The sequence below is a fragment of the Haloferula helveola genome, from assembly GCF_037076345.1.
Lineage (GTDB): Bacteria > Verrucomicrobiota > Verrucomicrobiia > Verrucomicrobiales > Akkermansiaceae > Haloferula > Haloferula helveola.
Map to the genome: position 1 here is coordinate 4,344,129 of NZ_AP024702.1, position 15,765 is coordinate 4,359,893.

Genomic DNA, 15,765 nt, shown 5'->3' on the forward strand with positions numbered 1-15,765 from the left:
TCATGCCGAAAACGAAGAAGGCCTGCTCCCGTGTCTCGGGAGCAGGCCTTGCAATCGGAAGAGTGGACTTACGCTCAGGAAACCACGCCCAGCGGCTTGGTGGTCTTCCAGTTGCCGCGGGTGAAGTCCGGGAAATCCTGGGGCATGCCGTCTTCGGCCACCGACTTGCGGGACAGCGGGGAGACCGCGGACCAGAAGGCGCCTTCGTAGACGTTCTGGTCGAGCGGTTGGCCGCTGCGCATGCACTCGATCGCACGGAAGTTCATGATCGCGTCCATGCCGCCGTGACCGCCGTGTTTCTTGGCGATGTCCTGCATGCGTTTGAAGAGGGGGTGGTCGAAGTACTCGTAGAAGGCATCGAAGCCGCCACCTTGCAGCCAGCCGTGGTAGTTCGAGTGCTTGTTCGGTTGGTTCTCCGGAAGGTCGAGCAGCTTGCGCAGCGCCGGAGTGGCGTTCTTCCACGTGTAGTCGAGCGCGATGCGGTTCGGGAAACCGGCTCCGGTTCCGCGTGTGCCCTGGATGAGGTTGTGGCGACTGTACGGGCGCGGGCTGCTTTCGTCCCACTGCACCATCAGCGTCCGGCCGAGCACCGTCTTGATGATCGAGGTGCTCATGTCACCGCCCTTGGAGAAGTCGAGCTTGGCCGACTTCGAATCGGGGCCCAGCACTTCCTTGGCGTAGAGCTCATGGTTCCGGGGCGGGGACGAGAAGGAGACGATGCGGCGGAAGTTGTCGTCGCCACGTGCAAGGTTCATGTACTGCGCGACCGGGCCGAGGCCGTGGGTCGGGTACAGGTTGCCGTTCTCGTTGGCCCAGTGGAGCGTTCGCCATGAGCCGGTGCCGCGACCGCTTTCGTACTGATTCATCTGGCCACGGAGTTCGTGGATGTAGGCGGCCTCGCCGTGGAGGATCTCGCCGAACACTTCCTGACGGCACATGTTGAGGAACATCAACTCCTCGCGACCGTAGTTGACGTTCTCGAGCATCATGCAGTGACGGCCGGTCTTCTCCGACGTGTCGATGATCTGCCAAAGCTCCTCGATGCCGACACCGAGCGGCACTTCGACAAAGGCGTGGGCACCGGCGTTCATCGCGTCGATGGCCATCGGTGCGTGCCATTCCCAAGGCGTCGCGATCCAGACCGCGTCCGGCTTCGTCTCGGCGAGCATCTTCTTGTACGCATGCTTGTCGCCGTGGTAGGTCTTCACGTCCTTGTGACGCTCGGGGTCGGCTTGCAGCACCCGGTCCTTGGCCCGCTTCACGGCGTCCTCGTAGAGGTCGCAGATCCCGACAAACTTCGTTCCCTCGGCGGCCGCGGCGTGGGAGAGGTGCGTCGGCCCGCGAGCGCCGAATCCGATGATCGCCACCTTGACCGTGTCGAGCTTGGGGGCGCCGTAGTCGCCCATGTATTTCGCGCCCGCAGGTCGCGACGGGGCTCCCTCCTGAGCGCGGGCGACCGCGCCGACAGCGGCGAATCCGGCTCCAAGGCCGCCCAATTGTTTCAGAAAGCGTCGACGTCCGTTGGCGGAAATGCTCATGTTTTGTTCGGAATTCATGGTCTAGGTGCTGTTTCGATACGCATGACTTAGGCAAGCGCCTTTCACTTAGCAACCCTGCCCGTGCGAAATCGAGCGGCGAAAATGCGCGCCGCGATCGCCGGGATCGAGCTTGGAGCGCGAGCTTCAGCTCGCTGCCGGAACGCAGGGGCGAGCTGAAGCTCGCGGTCCACTTGGGCCAGGTTAGCGGAGGGCGAGCCGGAACCTGTAGAAGTTCCGGGTGCCGATCGGCCGGGGAATGGTCAGCGAGTAAGTATCAAGTCCCTCGTCGGTGGCGGCGTCGGTGCCTTCAACAAACGGCACGGAGAGGGAATTGCCGGAGTCCTGGATCAGGAAGTGGATCTGGTCGCCATACTCGGATGGGAATTCGAGCGTGAACGTCAGGTTGACCCCGTCGGTCGTGATCCTGACCGGTGGGATGCTGTGGGGAAGCGGCGGGCCGCTTGGCGTGCTGGCGGGGTCGTCGGGGTGGGTGCCCTCGAGGGCTTCCTGAAGATTGATGTAGCCGTCGCCATCCTCGTCACCGAAAGGATCGACCCCGCCGCCGAAGAAGTAGTCCTCGTAGGCATCCTCGATCGCGTTCTGGTTGGTGTCGCCCGGAGAGCCCGAGGGGAAGCCGGTGATGGTCGCCGAGATGGTCTCGAGCGCGCTGCCGTCGCCGCTGGGAAGATCCGTGCGATCCGTGAAGGCGAGGATTTCGAGAGTCGTGCCGACGGGAAGGTCGAGCGACTGGGGGAAGACGTACGGGTTGCCATCGGCGTCGTAGAGACGCAGCCCGAGCATGGTGTCGTCGTCCTCAAGCACCGGCACGGGTCCGGCAAAGGTCGTGGCGGTGACGGTCGCCTCGTAGGTCATCGTCGGGCGGGGGCTGACCAAACCGAGCAGGTAGACGAGTGATGCGTCAGCGCGGTTGAGGTCGGCGCCTGTCAGCGTGTGGGCGGCCGCATAGCTGGTCACCGGAATCGCGTCGGTGCCCGGGAAGTCAATCTGGCCATCGATGCCGCCGGCGTCGGTGGGCAGTTCGCGGATGATCGTGCGGAGTGTCTCGAAGGGTGAGGGATAGAGCCCGGGATCGGTGTCGTTGAGGCCTGCGGAGATGCGATAGATCTCGTTGGCGAGCTTCTTGAGGCCGAGGGTGGGCGAGCCCGTCGGGGAGTCGATCTCCGACCGAAGGGTGGCTTCGATCGATTGGAGGAGGAAGCCGGTGTCCGCAGGGCCGACGTAAGACTGCAGTTCCAGTAGTTGGTCGATGGTCGCGGATTGCGACTGATCGGCCACCGTGTCGCGGAACGTCGCGAGCCCGAGCGGCAGCGGGTCGGTCAGGATGCCGCGATCCTCAAGTTTCAGACCGGTGATCCGCTCCCAAACGAGGTAGGCGAGGGTGTCGTAGAGATCGAGTTCTTCGGAGACCTCCTCATGGGGAAGCGAGGCGTAGTGGGCCTGTGCGGCGGCGATCCAGTCGGCAGCGATGGAAGTCTCGCTACCGCTGAACGGCACCGGGCCGGCGTCGAGCGTGGGAATCGGAATCAGCCGGATCAGCTCGCGGCCCCAGCCGGGAAGGCTGGAGTCCTGGTCGCAGTCGAAGGCGGTGGGTGTGGAGACCATCACGAACAGGTCGCGGCCGGTCGCCGGCAGGGATGGGATGTGGGCGTAGGGGTTCGTCAGCGCCGCCGCCGTGTGGTCGTCGGTCGGAGCGGATCCGAGAAGGAAGGCTCCGAGGTCATGGACCCGGATGTCGGTTGGCGAGAAGGTCGGGTCGGTCGTGGGAAAGGACTCGCGGTCCGGTTGGTCGCCGGTCGTTCCCGAGTGGGACAGCGGGCGGACATTCAGGTCGAAGGTGTTCCGGTATTCGACCAGTGACGACGCGGCGGGGGTCGAGAGCGGATCGAACGGATCCGAGCCGGACGCCCACTCGTCGAAGTCGGAGAAGCCGTCGCCGTCCTCGTCGTTGGTGCGGGAGGGGGGCAGGTCGAGGGTGCCGCCGCCATAGGTTGCCGTCTCGCTGCCGTTCGCCGGATCGGAGCCGAGAAGGATCTCCTCAAGGTCGGTCAGGCCGTCCTCGTCGCTGTCCGGTCCCGCGAGCGGGTCGAGACCTTTGCTGATTTCGACGAAGTCGGGCACGCCGTCGCCATCGGAATCCAACGATCCGGGATCGCCGGTGAAAGCGTAGTCGGCCTGGTGGATCGGTGACTTGCGACTGCCGTCTTCGGCGTAGTACCAAACCGTGAACGGCGTCAGCGTGTCTCCCGGCGGGATGATCGGATTGCCGGTGCCGTAGGTGGTCCAGGGATCCGAAAGGTCTGTGCGATAGTAGGCGGTGATTCCCGTCGGGTCCGGCACCGACAGTCGGGGCGTGATGTAGCGCGAATAGGTTCCGGCCGGCGGATCGATCGTGATCTGGATCGGCACGGCGCCGAGCAACGACGAGGCGGTCGAAACGGAAACTTCGGGGAAATTCTGGTTCACCAGCGCGTCGTTGGCGGTCGAGAGCGGGCCGGGAATCGAAGAGGCGCCCGCTGGATCCAGCCCGGTCGCTTCGTCGGTGAAGGTCTCGACATTGATGTCCATGCTTCCCGGCGAGCCACCGGTGATGCTGAAGGTGCTGGTCCAGTCGGGGACGTGGATCGTTTCGACCAGTTTCGCGTCGGCGTTGACGATCGGTTCCTTGTCGTAAACGAAGACGTTTGCCCGGGTGGAGACACTGGTCAGCGAAGGCAGCGCGGTGGGGGTGCCGGGTACCCAATCGGAGCCATCGTGCTCGTAGGGAGTCGTGGTGGTGGATCCGCCACCCGGCGGACCGGAGAGCGCGGAGAAATGTCCGGCCGAGGTTCCGAGGATTCCGGTGAGCTTCTCGCCGGCGGGCGGCGACAAGTTGCCCTCGAAGACCGGATTTCCCGAAGCGTCGAAGGTGAACATCCGGGCGTAGTCGCCGTCGTTGTAGATCACCGCGATGCCGACGTCGGAGCCGTCGAAAGTGAGGTGGACTGACCGCACCGGATCGGGCCCGATGCTTTTGGCGGCCGGTGAGGTCAGGCTGGCTCCGTTCCACTCGGAGAACTGGATGCCCGCCGTGCCCGGGACAAAGAAAACGAACTGCGAGAGATTCGTTCCGAGGAAGGGCGAGTGAACGAAGTCGGTTCCCGGAGCGAGCCCCGTGAGCGAGTCGATGAGCGGAAGTGAAGCACCGGACGCATCGAGGATCCGGTAGCTGTCGGTTGCGCCACGGGTGAAAGTCGAGAACGTCTCTCCGCCCGAAGTGTCATCGAGAATGATCCGTGAGATGCGCTCGAGAGGGGTACTGCCTGTCGAAATGGTTCCGGCTTCGGTGATGCCGGAACTGAGCGACTGGAATACGTGACGCTGGTTCGGAGTTGGCGGCGAGTTCCAGTGAGTGGCAACGACGAGGTCCATCAACGTCGGATCATTGCCGACGAGATTCAGGTCGACGATCGCCACGGACGCCGGGCCGACACCCGATGGCGAGATCGTCAGCGGCCTCGTGTAGGATGCCGCGGGATCGATGAGGAACACCTGGTTCGCCGACTTCCCGGTCACGATGAAGACGGGAACAGTCGAGGAAGTGACCGTGCCGACGGCAAGTGACTCAGCGCCCGGGCAGCCGGTCGGTTTCGGGCTGGACCACGTCAGCGAGCCGTCGGCGGCGCCATTGCCGATCCGGTAGAGTCCGGACGAACGCTCGACGACGATCGCATCGAGATGGCCGTCGTTGTTGAAGTCTCCGAAGCCCTGGAGTTCTTCGGGCGTCGTGTACGTATGACGACTGTTCAGGGCCCACGCCGGAAGCGCGCTCAGGAGGATGAAGGGAAGAAATCGCATGATGGGAAGGGGTGAGGCGTTCACGGATCGACAAAGGGAATGAAGACTTCGTTGGTCGGGATCGCGCGGTCGATCTCGCCGTTGTCCTTGAAGCGGAGAAGCACGTAGACGTAGGTCGATCCGCGAATGGCGCCCTGGGTGTCTTTGACGTAGACGCCGTAGGAGTCGCTCTCGGATTCGAAGAGGAGGTCGATGAACGGATCGTGGATCTCGATCGGCGACGCGTCACCGGCGCCGGGCGCGGTGCGGATGCGGTCGATGAGCGGGGAGACCTGGACGACATCGCCGGAGACATCGGGGAAATACTCGTTCGCCACCTGGTAACGGTAGAGGACGAAGGGCAGCGATTCCTCACCGCCGGAACTGGTGTAGAGTTTGAGTTCGGCGAAGTCGCTGAAGTAGCGGGCCGGAATCCGGAACGGTGATCCGCCTTCCGATCCGCTTTCGCTAGAGTTCGCGCCACCGCCGTTCTCGGCAACGATCTCGCCGATCTTCACGACCGGGTAGAAGCGGTCTTCGGTGAGGTTCTCCTTGTACGCGGCCTCGATGCCGGTGATGAAGCCGGGGTCCTTGGGCGGGAGTGAACGCGCGGGCCAGGGAACGACCGGGCCGACGACCGGGTCGCTCGGGGTCCAGAGGAAGGGCGCGGTGTTCGATGGCAGGGAGCGGTCGCCGGCGGGTGAAACGCTCTCGATGTAGAATTGGTACTCGCGGCCGCTCGCGACGTTCAGCGTGATCTCGAACTCGTTCGGTGTCGCGGGGTTGCCGAAGTTTCCTCCGACCCGACCGGTCAGATACGGGGTGAATCCCTGGGCCTCGCCGCCGAAGGATCCGCTCAGGGGTTCGCCGAAACGCGGGTCACTAAAAGTCGGGGTTCCGCTTGGAACGGCAACGGTGCTCGTCAGCGTCGCAAGCGACAGTTCGTTCGAGTAGTTCACCGGTATTCTGGTGTCGCCGTCGTCGATGTAGATTCGGAAGCGTTGGACGCCTTCCGTCCCGCAGAACCAGCGCAGGATGACTTGAGGGGTGGCTTCGGTCCCGGTCTTCTCCGGTTGGGAAAGGATGGGCACCGGCATCTCGACCTTCGAGGTGGTTCGGACACAGCCGAGATCGACCAGCGGGCTCGGGTTGCCGTGCTCGTCGAAGTACTGGAGGAAATAGCAGACCTCCGAGGAGTTGGCGGGGAGGGCGTAGTCCTCGACGGTGATTTCTATTGCAGGATCGGTCACTTCGCCTTGGTCGACGAGGAGCAGCGGGGCGCCGTCGATGCGCTTGTAGAGCTTGTATTCCCTGGCGTCGTCGGAGGGATCGAAGGCTACGACCGTCGGGACGGTGTCTCCGGTTCCGGGGTCGACCGTGGTGTGGGTGCCAACACCTTCGACGCCACCTCCCGTCACGGACGATACAGTCTCGGCGATGTCGGCGAAGAACGGCACCTCGACGACCCGGTTGTTGTCCGGATTCGGAATATCGTCGGCGAGGAGTGCCTTGTAGGCGAAGTTGCCTTCGACATCGCGGGCGATGACCAGCAGGCCTTCGTCCTGTCGGGCGAAGTAGTCGGCCGGCACGGCCACCTTGACCTCGAGTTCGTCGTCGCCCACGGAGAAGAGTTTCGATCCAAGCTTGTTGTAGGTGGGCGGATCGGTGCCGTTATCGAACCCGCGGTAGATGATGGCGCCGTCGATGCGGGGGTCGACGCGGGTCACGGTGATCCGCATGAAATGGTCGCCATTTCCCGTGTAGGTGCTCGCCTCGCCCGGAAGCGCGCTGCGGGTGGTCATCGTGCCGAGCGTCACTTCCGGGCCGATCTCGGTGAATACGACCGACTTGGTTCCCGCCGCATCGGGCCCGAAGCGGTCGCGCAGGACTCCCCAGGCCGGGCTGGAGTTGGCGCTCGGGAGGTCGCCGCAGGCCGTGTTCTTTACCGCTCGGACGGAATACCAGTAGGTCTTCCCGTCGTCGCCGGTGGTCCGGTAGGAACCGGGAACGATCGCGGGCGCGCCGACTCCGGTGTCGTCGACGCTGTAGCGCGTGGTCGCGGGATCGTGGGGAATGGGACCGGCGACCAGATTGGCAAGCGGGTCGAACGGGTAGGCGGCCTTGAGCATCGCCTCGGGATTCTCCCAACGGTAAACGTAGTAGGAATCCGGCGTGTCGCCGGTGGTCGGTGCCTGCCACGAGATCCGGAAGAAATCCTCGGGTGTGGAACCGTTCTCGTGAATGTGGTTGACGCGCACGCGGACCGGAGGGTTCGGGCGCTTGCGATCACAGATGCCGATCAGGGTGCCGTCGGAAATCTGGCCGGGACGCCCGAGCAGGTCGCGGGCGGCGATGTAGTAGTAGAACTCGTCGCCATCATTGAGCGGGGTTCCGCCGTCGAGGATCACGCCGTTGTCGTCGGTGAAGAAGGCGGGGTCATCCGGTCCGAGCACCGCGGCCTCGGCCGGAGTCAGCACGGCGATCGGCATGATCGGAACCTGGTTGGCAAGCACCACGTCGTCCGGGTCGGTGGTGAGCAGGCCAGTCATCACCTCGGGATCGGGGGGCGTCGTGTGGAGGCCGCCGCTTTCGGCGAAAGCCCGGCTGATGCGGTAAACATTGAAGCCGTAAGTCAGTGCGGTGCGGCGGGCGAGGGCATCCGGGATACCCCAGCGGAGCTTCACGTTCAGGTGACCCGAGGCGGATTCGTCCGGAAGGTGGACCGGCGGTCCTGGCTTGGGGATGGGAGTCGGATTGGTGAGGTCGGTCGTCACGCGCCCTTCCACCGAAACCGCGTCGCCGTCGGCCGAGCGGACCTCGAAGGTCACGGCGTTGTTGTTGACCCGGTAGGATCCCGCGGTGCCCATCACGATACCGATGAACGGATGCGAGCGGGAGAAGAAGAGCAGCCGGCGGAAGACGTCGGGGTCGGACTGCGCGACCTGCATCACGCCGGAGATCTTCATCGGCAGCGTCAGACCGGCGGCGGGAAGGAGTGAACCGAAGAGACCGTCGATCCGTTCTTCGAGGAGCGCGGCGTCGACGAGCACGTCGGGGGTGGTGTCGAGCAGCGCCGAGATGACCGCGGTGTTGGTCTGGAACGACATCGTTCCGCGACGTGTGAAGGGTGCCGCCGATGTCGGCTGACCGGGCTTGGCGTAGACCTCGAAGTCGAGGTTCTTGAGGTTCTCCGGGTCTTCGGCCTGCCACATCAGGTAAGCGAAGTTGTTACCGGAATCGGGATCGTTGTAAGTGGTGGCCGATAGGAACCGGAGGTCGTCCTGGGCGTGCAGGCCGGTGATCAGGACAAGGAAGCTGAGGAGGAAGCGTCGCATCTTGTGAGGTGGTGAAAGGGCTTCGGGGAAAAGGGGATCAGAAGTCGTAGCTCCACTTGTTGTTCTTGAAGGTGAGCTCGACCTGTTCGCTGAAGGAGGTGCAGATCGGGCACTTGCCGACCTCGCCCCATACTCGGCCGCGGCCGAAGAAGGAGTAGTTGTTGCCGCTCTTCGAGCCGACCAGCGTGAGATCGCCGCCGACTCCGACTGCACACAACGCGCGGCCGGTGGCGCCGACGGTCATCTTGCCGCCGTAGGTGTTTCCTTCCTCGAACCAGAACACGCCGGCGCCGGCGCTGGCCGAGAGGTTGAAGAAGCAGGAAGCGTTGACGATCGGGATCTGAGCCTCGCCGTAGGCATAGATGCCGGTAAAGGGGGGATCGCCGAGGACCTTGGTGACATCCGGATCGACCAGTTCGAGCGGCTCGACCGTGCAGGTGCGGCCGAAGAAGATCCCGCCCTCGAGTTCGTAGCTGTCGAACTGCAGACCGACCTGCGCGGCGAGGTAGTTCTCGTCCTTGCCGAACATCGCCGCGGCTCCGAGCGAGGTGACCGCCATGCTTTCGAAACCGATCTCGCCCTGGGTCATCTCGAACGAGCCGCCGAAACCGCGCAGCGCGAATCCGGAGGACGTGTCGAAGGTGAACTTTGTGCCGACATCGAAGCGCAAGCCCTCGCCGCCCCAGCCGACCGGGATGTCGGTGGCGCCCATCTTGACCTCGGCGGCGTATTCGCCCTCGCCACCCATGAAGGAACACGAGGCGTCGCCGTCGGAGTCGAGCTGGTTGATCTCGATGTAGCCCGCGAACTCGAAGTCGTCGGGCAGCTTGAGCTGGATGTCGGTGTCGAGGCGCAGGGTGCGCAAGGCGTCGCCATTGATGTGGGCGTAGCCGTCGATGTTGGCCGTCGCGGAAATGTCGGCGACGTCGTCGAGCATGCCGGCCAGCGCGCCGTCGGCCGGCAGGGCGTCGTCGAGCAGGCGGCCGATGATCTTGTTGACCTCGCCGAATGCCGAGGAAATCGCCTCGTTGATCGCGGCATCGATGTCGTAAATGTAGGCCTTGAGGGTCGCCTGGACCGAAGCGATCGCCGGCGAAGCGTTGAAGCGGTCACGGATCGCCAGCCGGATCACCTCCTTCACTTCCTCCTCGGTGTATTCACTCCACAGGGTGGTATCGAGGAAGCTGGTGATGTCATCCTTCGCGCTCGTTACCGCGTTCTCGATGTCGGAGGTGGCGGCGAGGATTACGTCGGAAATCTCGGAGTAAAGCAGGCCGGCGTCGCGGACATCCTGGATGGTATTGTGAAGCTCGAGCAGCACTTGCTTGACCTGCTCGATGGTCGGCCCGGCGTCCTCGAACTGCGCGGTGAGTTCGTCCCCGAGTTTTGCGGCGAGGTCCCCAGCGATGTCGGTGAGGACCGCGGAAAGCGAGTCGGCGATGTCGGGTGCAAGCTCCTCGATCAGTGCGGCGGTGAGGAGTTCGGCGAGGTCGTAGCCGTCGCCGTCGGTGTCCGCGAAGATGCCTTCGGTGAGAATGCCGCCCGCGGTGATCACGGCTTCCTCGGGCACCGTGATCTCACCGGTGGAAATGATCACCTCTCCGCCGGAGACCTCGACGCGCCCGATTACGGTGCGGATCGCGATCTGCAGGCGGGCGAGGGCCTGGTCGACCTCGTCGATCACCGAGCCGGCGGTGCCGACCGCGCCATCGATGGCCAGCAGGGTGTCGACGACGGAATCGACGTTGTTGCAGAGGTAGTCCTCGACAAGCGTGATCCGGGCCGTGGTCGCTCCGAACCCGGTGACGGCGTCCATGTCGGTGTAGAGATCGTCGATGATCGGCTCGATGGCCTCGTCGAAGATCCGGTCGTAGAACTCGTCCATCCGGTCGTTGAGCAGCTCGGCGGACGAGTCGATGCCGCTGATCAGCGCGCCGGTGACGTTCTCCGAGATCGCCGTTTCGATTGCCGACTGGACGCCGGTGTTCTCAACGAGATCGATCGCGATGTTCGACAGGTTGATCTCGGGGAACCCGAGGTCGAGGTTGGCTCCGAAGTCGATCTCGGCATTCTCGGCGGAGAGATAGGTCAGTTCGTGTTCGGTCGTGACGACCATCAAGTCGTTCTCGACCGGTTCGTAAGCGCTGAACGAGCGCGTGGTGGTATCCCAGTCCAGCGAGTAGTCAAAGTCCACCACACCGATCCAAGTCTGGAGCGCATGGATCCGGTGGTCCGGGTCGGTGAGGTCGCGGTAGGCATCGAGCGTGGTGGTTGCCGGGTAGGATCGGTTGTCGGTATCGAAGTCGGCAGCGGTGATCACGCCATCGGTCGGCCAGCCGCCCATCATGTGAATGGTGTCGGTGGTGTTCGCCTCGGTGGTGCCGGTCTGGAAGTGGACCTCGAGATCCTCGAAGAACGGCACGTCAAGGAGGCCGGGGAAGGAAAGCTGGCCGACCACCGAAGACGAGTGCTCGAAGTTCTCGTAGTAGGCGTCGTGGGTCGGGAAGAAGTTGTAGATCTCGCCGTCGGGTCCCGCCAACTCGATGGAGGAGGGCAGGCTGAGGCGGGAGTCGATGCCTTCCAGTCGTGCGTCCTGTTCGGTGATCAGGTTGCCGTCCGGGTGGAAGCCCAGCGAGCCGGCGAGGGCTGGAGCGATGTTGGACGCGTAGGTGCGGACCCCGACGACCAGATTGGCTTCGGACGGATCGCAATCGGCGCCGATGGCCGGTTGGAAGTGAGCCGAGATACCGGTGAAGTCGGCGTTCCAGAAGTCGAGATCCTCATCAAAGGAACCTCCTGGGATTTCCGCGGTGGTGAGGCCGCCGAGGCAGTTGAAGTAAAGCGGGTCGAAATCGAGCGTGAAGTTCGAGGGCGAAGGGATGTCGACGTTCCCTGCGGTGATCGAGTCATGCACCTCGCTGTCGAGGAACGAGAGGCCGAAGCTGGTGAACTCGAACTCGTAGCCGTAGATCATCACCGGCCCGGTGAACGGATTCGATGCCGGCTCGTGGATGCCCGACACGCCGCCGAGGCGGGTGTAGTATTTCGATCGTGAGCCAAGTGTGTACGTCGGGGTCGGCTCACCGCCGAGTACGGAGACCGCCGTAGGAGCGGCGGTCTCATCGGCGACTCGATAGTTGAAGCCCGGGTAATCGCCGAGGCCGTCGGCGTAGTCGGCATCGCCGGGGCGCTCCGGGTTGTTCAGGTCGGCGGTGTCGTAGCCGGTGTTGAGCAGCACGCCCGGGCCGTCGTCCTCGGTCTGGCTGAAGTCGGCAGCGTCGATGGCGTGACCGGCCATCAGGAAGCGGCCGTTGTCGAAGGTGGTGGTGTCGTGGGCGTAGATGTTCGAACTCGTCGAGAGCGCGTCGATGTAGCCCATGACAAGGTCGCGCCGCGAACTCAGGTTGATGTAGGGGCCGGCGACATCCAGTCCGCCGTCGCGGGTGAACTGGAAGGCGGCGGTGGCGACGGTCGGGTCGAGGACCGTGGTCGCGTTGGAGATGGTGCCGCATGTGTCGTCGCACTGGCGTTTCCAATCCATCGTCACCAGTCCGGCGTCGGGCAGCGAAGACGTCGCGGGCACCACCAGGTCGTCATCGATCTCGACCGAGCCCTGGGTCGTCCAGGAAAGCTCGGCGCCATAGGGGAAGTGGGTGAGGAAATCGCCGGGATCGATGGCGAAGGTGGTGTCGAGCTGGGCCACGCCGTTGCCGTCGGTGTTCCAAGTCGTGAGCGCCGCCGGTGTCGGGTTGAGGTGGTTGTAGTAGAGCTCGTTCGAGAACAGCTCCTTTTCGGCGGCGGGGATCGGTGCGGCAGCCAGGAAGTCCATTTCGAAGCGGCGGACGTAGCGCGCGCGATCGACGCCGCCGACGGGGGTTCCCGGAGCGAACTCGCCGGTGTTGACGTTCCACAGGATGTTGTTGGCGGTGATCTCGACCGGTTTCGTTTCCTCGCGGATGTGCCAGACGTCACCCGGATCGGGCGGGTTGATGATGATCACCGTGGCCTCCGGCGTCAGGTCCTGGTCGAACACCCGGGCTCCGGTATCCAGTATCGACTGGAGCACATGGTTCGACGGAGCGGTGGGATCTCCGGCATAGGCGCCCATGCCGGCCGGCAGGAAGACCTTCACGTTGCCGTGGAGGCCATCGTTGTCGAAATACATGTCGTCCCGCTGAAAGCGGACGTTGGCGCTGGTGCCGATGTCGGGGTCGTCCGGCGCGATCACCGTCAGGTCGGTTGCGGAGGTGTAGCGCGCGGTGCCGTCGGGGTAGAGGAAGAGGAAATACTCCAGCGTGTCCCAATCGACCTCGAAGTCTTCGTTGCCTTCGATGTGCGAGTCGCCGACGGTGACGATGGTGATGATGTAGCCGGGGGTCGGGGTGAACCCGCGGGTGTAGGGATCGTTGGTGAGCGAGGTGATGACGATCTCATCGGTCTCGTTGTCGGCAATGACGGTGCCGTTGTAGTGGAGCAGGGTGCTTGGCAGGGAGCCGTAGGTTCCGGTGTCGTCGATGTAGGGGTCGCCGGGCACCTCCTCGTGACTGAGGACGGCGCGGACGTAGTAGGTGGTGTTGACCGGGTCGAGTTGGACGTTCGGGTTGACGTTGAACTCCCTTACGACCGTTCTTTCGTAGGGGATCTCAACGCTGCCGGCGGTGTCGTGCTGATCGAGACTGTAGCCCGGTCCGGTGGTATTTCCGGCAATCGCGATCACGCTCTGGTCGCCTGCATCCACCAACTCGTAGGTGATCCGGTGGGGAACGATGTCGGTGGACGGTGAGGCCGCCAGATAGGCGTCGTAGCGGAACAGCTTGAGGGTGGCGGTCGCGGTGAACTTGTCGTTCGAAGGATCGGTGTCGCAGGCGTAGCGCTTGGTCCACTCAAGCGAGTCGATGTAACCGCGGACATTGACCGCCGCATCGCCGGACGCCGTGTTCGTAAAGTGGATGAGTCGCTTCGAGGCCGTGTCTTCCTGGGTCTGAGTCTGGTAGATGATGAGGGGCGGATTCTGTTTCTTCAGTAGCATCCGGACGCGGTAGAGCTGGTAGGACTCCAGTTTTTCGGCGGGCTGGAATTCGTCATTCACCGACAGCCCGATCGAGCCGTTCACGGTGAAGGTGCTGCCTTGGTAGGTGGTGGTCGTGCCGCCCAAGCCGTTGTTGAGCAGGATCACATTGTCGTTGGCATCGAGGAGCTGGTAGTCGCAGCGGTAGTTCACCGACGTCGGGCCGCTGCCGGTGTAGGTGAACGACAGGTTGGCGGAGACCTTGATCAGGTCGCGTTCGTAGGAAACGCCTCCGCGGCTGGCATCCGAGTCGATCACGAAGTCGCCGGAGTCGATGGTGAAGTTGAGGATGCTCGGCGTGTAGTTGGCGAAGGCGGCGGCGGTGAGAGCGAGGCTGGCCAGGATGGCGCGGGCGAAGGGAGAAGTCATGGCGGGAAAGGGGAAGGATCGAGGCTATCGGGGAGCGGGGATCGGGAAAAGCATGAGAGTTGTCAGTCCTGACGGTCCGGACCGGCGCGATGCGGAACCACGAATGGACGCGAATGGACACGAATTTGGGACGCCCGGCCTGCGGAGGCAGACTGCAGGGCAGTGGTTGGGTGGGACTTCGAGCTCATTCGGGGGTGGTTGATTGCGGAATAGCGGCGTTGGCAATTAGGGTCCGTAGGTCTTGTCGAAGAGCCGCTGCATCCGCCGGATCTCGTTGGTTTTGCGGCGCCGGATTTCGCGGAACATGGCTTCGAAATCGTCCTCCTGCTCGGGTTTGAGCACGGTGCGCATTTCCTGGAAGCAATCCATCAGCAGCCCCAACCGCGCTTCGTCGTCGTCGATTTCAAGTTTCCGCAGGTTTTTCTCCCACTCGAGGAATGACGCCATAACGGCCTCCTTCTGGGAGTCATCGAGCCCGAGGCGCTCGTCCATGAATGCCAGCCGTTCCTCGTGGGTGCGGCGACCTGAGCTCTCGTCCGCTTCCTCGGCCTCGGGTGCGGACGTGCCGCCCCAGCGGCTGCCTGTCAGAAAGCCCGCGGCGAAGATCAGCGCGATCGCGGCGCCGGAGATGAGACGCTGGGTCCAGGTCATGGGGGTCAGAATGGGGAGGAGGACGAGGGACGGCCGAGGTCGAAGAGGTCATCGGGTACCGACGGCGGTGCTGTGGCGATGGCGACGGCGGCGACCGCGCAAGCGCATGCGGCACCGACCAGTGATGCCCGGAACACGAAGTGCGGTTCCGACTTGAGTGCACGGGCTCGGGCGAGGGCCGCGCGTGCGAGTCCGGGCGGGGCGGCGCCGGGTTCGGGTGTTCCGGCTTCGCGGGCTCGGGCGATGAGGGAATCGACGGGATTCATGGCAGGTAGAGGTCTTTGGGGAGTGAGGCTGCGATCTGGCGCAGGCGCTGGCGGGCGCGGAAGGCGCGGACCCGCACCAAGCCGGCGGGAGCGCCGGTGAGGTCGGACACCTCGGCGATGGGGCGTTCCTCGAGATCGAGCCAGACGACCAGCGCCCGCTCCGCCACCGGAAGCCGGGAGAGGAGGCGTTCCAGCAGCGAGCGGGCTTCATCGGGGGAGAGCAGGACGGCCGACGCGTCGCTGGCGAAGCGGTCGTAGGCGAGCTGTTCGTCGGGCGAGAGCTCCGACCACAGCAGGTGCGGCCGGCGCGAGTGGTGCCGGAGGCGGTCGCGGCAGGTGCTGACGGCGATCCGGGCGACCCAGTGCTCCAGCGGGCTGGTTTCCTTGAACTGGGAGGCACGGGAGAAAACCTTGGCGAAGATTTCCTGCAGCAGGTCGTTCACCTGCTCGCGGCGGGGCAGGTGGGCATTGACAATTTTCGCCACCAGCGGGTGGAGCCGCTCGACCAGCTCCTCGGCGGCGGAATCATCGCCACCGAGCCAGCTCCGGAGCAATTCGCTCGTCGCGGGGGTCGGGTCTTCTGCCAAAACGGGGGAACTCGCACGATGCTGGGCAGGGCTCTCGCAACGCGTGAAGAACAAACGTGCGACATCCGCGACCGGAAATGTCAGAGCCTGGGCCATCCAGAGTCGGTGACGACGGAG

The 15,765-nt window shown here is 64.2% G+C and carries 7 protein-coding genes; all 7 read right to left on the bottom strand.

The window, feature by feature from the left end; translation table 11 throughout:
• Window positions 1–74: 74 nt before the first annotated feature.
• Entirely contained in the window at window positions 75–1,556 is a 1,482-nt protein-coding gene (locus HAHE_RS16355) for a Gfo/Idh/MocA family protein (RefSeq protein ID WP_338685914.1), read from the bottom strand.
• A gap of 183 nt (window positions 1,557–1,739) precedes the next feature.
• A complete protein-coding gene (locus HAHE_RS16360) occupies window positions 1,740–5,393 on the bottom strand; it encodes a hypothetical protein (RefSeq protein ID WP_338685915.1) in 3,654 nt (1,217 codons plus the stop codon).
• A gap of 20 nt (window positions 5,394–5,413) precedes the next feature.
• Complete coding sequence (locus tag HAHE_RS16365; RefSeq protein WP_338685917.1) at window positions 5,414–8,707, bottom strand: hypothetical protein; 3,294 nt, start codon at window positions 8,705–8,707, stop codon at window positions 5,414–5,416.
• Between the two features lie 37 nt (window positions 8,708–8,744).
• Window positions 8,745–14,144 carry a hypothetical protein gene (locus tag HAHE_RS16370; RefSeq protein ID WP_338685918.1) on the bottom strand — a complete coding sequence of 1,800 codons (5,400 nt, stop codon included), beginning with the start codon at window positions 14,142–14,144 and terminating at the stop codon, window positions 8,745–8,747.
• Window positions 14,145–14,369: 225 nt separating this feature from the next.
• Window positions 14,370–14,795, bottom strand: a complete 426-nt coding sequence (locus HAHE_RS16375) for a hypothetical protein (RefSeq protein WP_338685919.1) — start codon at window positions 14,793–14,795, stop codon at window positions 14,370–14,372.
• A gap of 5 nt (window positions 14,796–14,800) precedes the next feature.
• Window positions 14,801–15,061, bottom strand: a complete 261-nt coding sequence (locus tag HAHE_RS16380; RefSeq protein WP_338685920.1) for a hypothetical protein — start codon at window positions 15,059–15,061, stop codon at window positions 14,801–14,803.
• Window positions 15,058–15,744, bottom strand: a complete 687-nt coding sequence (locus tag HAHE_RS16385) for a sigma-70 family RNA polymerase sigma factor (protein WP_338685921.1) — start codon at window positions 15,742–15,744, stop codon at window positions 15,058–15,060. The genes HAHE_RS16380 and HAHE_RS16385 overlap by 4 nt, the downstream gene beginning before the upstream one ends.
• Between the last annotated feature and the right edge of the window lie 21 nt (window positions 15,745–15,765).

What these genes read in the sequence shown, in the direction of transcription:
- HAHE_RS16355 (WP_338685914.1), bottom strand. Translation starts at nt 1,556, where the DNA reads ATGAATTCCGAACAAAACATGAGCATTTCCGCCAACGGACGTCGACGC.
- HAHE_RS16360 (WP_338685915.1), bottom strand. Translation starts at nt 5,393, where the DNA reads ATGCGATTTCTTCCCTTCATCCTCCTGAGCGCGCTTCCGGCGTGGGCC.
- HAHE_RS16365 (WP_338685917.1), bottom strand. Translation starts at nt 8,707, where the DNA reads ATGCGACGCTTCCTCCTCAGCTTCCTTGTCCTGATCACCGGCCTGCAC.
- HAHE_RS16370 (WP_338685918.1), bottom strand. Translation starts at nt 14,144, where the DNA reads ATGACTTCTCCCTTCGCCCGCGCCATCCTGGCCAGCCTCGCTCTCACC.
- HAHE_RS16375 (WP_338685919.1), bottom strand. Translation starts at nt 14,795, where the DNA reads ATGACCTGGACCCAGCGTCTCATCTCCGGCGCCGCGATCGCGCTGATC.
- HAHE_RS16380 (WP_338685920.1), bottom strand. Translation starts at nt 15,061, where the DNA reads ATGAATCCCGTCGATTCCCTCATCGCCCGAGCCCGCGAAGCCGGAACA.
- HAHE_RS16385 (WP_338685921.1), bottom strand. Translation starts at nt 15,744, where the DNA reads ATGGCCCAGGCTCTGACATTTCCGGTCGCGGATGTCGCACGTTTGTTC.